Annotated in this window: 2 protein-coding genes; both read left to right on the top strand. The window is 71.4% G+C overall.

Going from position 1 to position 1,393, the window contains the following annotated elements; genetic code table 11:
* A partial coding sequence (locus tag HV826_RS36305) for a response regulator (protein ID WP_176421566.1) occupies positions 1-1,021 on the top strand: 1,021 nt, incomplete at its 5' end.
* Positions 1,018-1,393, top strand: a 376-nt coding sequence (locus HV826_RS36300; protein WP_176421565.1) for a response regulator, incomplete at its 3' end; no start/stop codon positions are given. The genes HV826_RS36305 and HV826_RS36300, both read left to right, overlap by 4 nt.

Below are 1,393 nucleotides of genomic sequence, written 5' to 3'. Positions count from 1 at the left end.
GCGTTTCAGTGTGGTGGACCAGGGCCCCGGCATCTCCCAGGAGCAGCGTGCGCGCCTCTTCGGCCGCTTCCAGCAGTTGGACAGCTCGGACACGCGCTCCAAGGGGGGCACGGGGCTGGGGCTGGCCATCTCGCAGGCCATCGTGGAGCAGCACGGCGGTAGCATCACCGTGGAGAGCGAGGAGGGCCGGGGCTCCACCTTCACCTTCACGCTGGAGTCGGCCCGGCCCGCGCCGGCCCTGCCGCCGCCCGTCATCCCCGAGGACGCGTCCCGCCATGAGGTGCTGGTGGCCACCGCGGACGTGGAGCTGGCGTCGCTGCTGGGCGGGCTCCTCTCGCACGAAGGCTACCGCGTGCTGCGCGCCACCAGCCTCATCGACGCGGCGAAGCACCTGGACACCGCGCTGCCAGACGCGCTGGTGGTGGACATGCAGCTGCCGGAAGGGCACGCGCTGGACTGGGTGCGGCGCCTGCGCGAACAGCCGCGCACGCATGAACTGCCCGTGCTGGCGCTGTCCGGCCGCTCGGACGAAGCCGAGGGCGTCCCGCACTGGGTGGACTGGATGCCCCGGCCGCTGGAGGAGTCGCGGCTGCTCAAGTCGCTGCGCTACGCCACGCGGCAGCCGGGCCAGGCGCGCGTGCTGGTGGTGGATGACGACGCCACCACCCGGCGCACGCTGTGCGCGCAGCTGGAGCGGCTGGGCGTGCAGGTCTTCGAGGCGGCGGACGGCGAGAGCGCGGTGGAGCTCGCGCGGGAGACGACGCCAGACCTCATCGTCCTGGACGTGGGCCTGCCGCGCCTGGACGGCTTCGAGGTCGTCGACATCCTCCGCCAGGGCAAGGGCCGCGCCACGCCGCTCATCGTCTTCACGGGCCGGGATTTGACGCGCATGGCTGAGCGGCAGCTCACCCTGGGCATCACCCGGCACTTCACCAAGTCGCGCGCCTCGGAAGAGGAGCTGGTCTCCTCCGTGCGTGACCTCCTCAACGGCCTGCTGGCGAGAAAGGCACATCCCTCATGAGCAGCAGGACGCTCCTGTTCCTGGAGGACGACAAGGACTTGCAGTCGCTGGTGGGCACCTTCCTGCGGGAGAAGGGCTACCGCGTGGAGCCCGCGCGCAGCGCGGCGGAGGCGCAGGCCGTGCTGGCGCGCGTTCCGGTGGACGCCGCCATCGTGGACGGCCTGCTGCCGGGGATGGCGGGCGCGGACTTCATCCGCGAGCTGCGCAAGACGCAGCCCAAGCTGCCCATCCTCTTCGCCTCCGCCTTCTGGAAGGACTTGAAGAGCCACGAGCTGCTGACGCGGCAGCTGGGCGTGGTGCGCATCATCCACAAGCCCTACAAGCCGGAGGAGCTGCTCGTCTGGGTGAACCAGCTCTTCCCCGCGCCCGCCC

The sequence above is a fragment of the Myxococcus sp. AM010 genome, from assembly GCF_013372585.1.
GTDB lineage: Bacteria > Myxococcota > Myxococcia > Myxococcales > Myxococcaceae > Myxococcus > Myxococcus vastator.
This window is presented reverse-complemented; position numbering and strand designations above follow the sequence as displayed.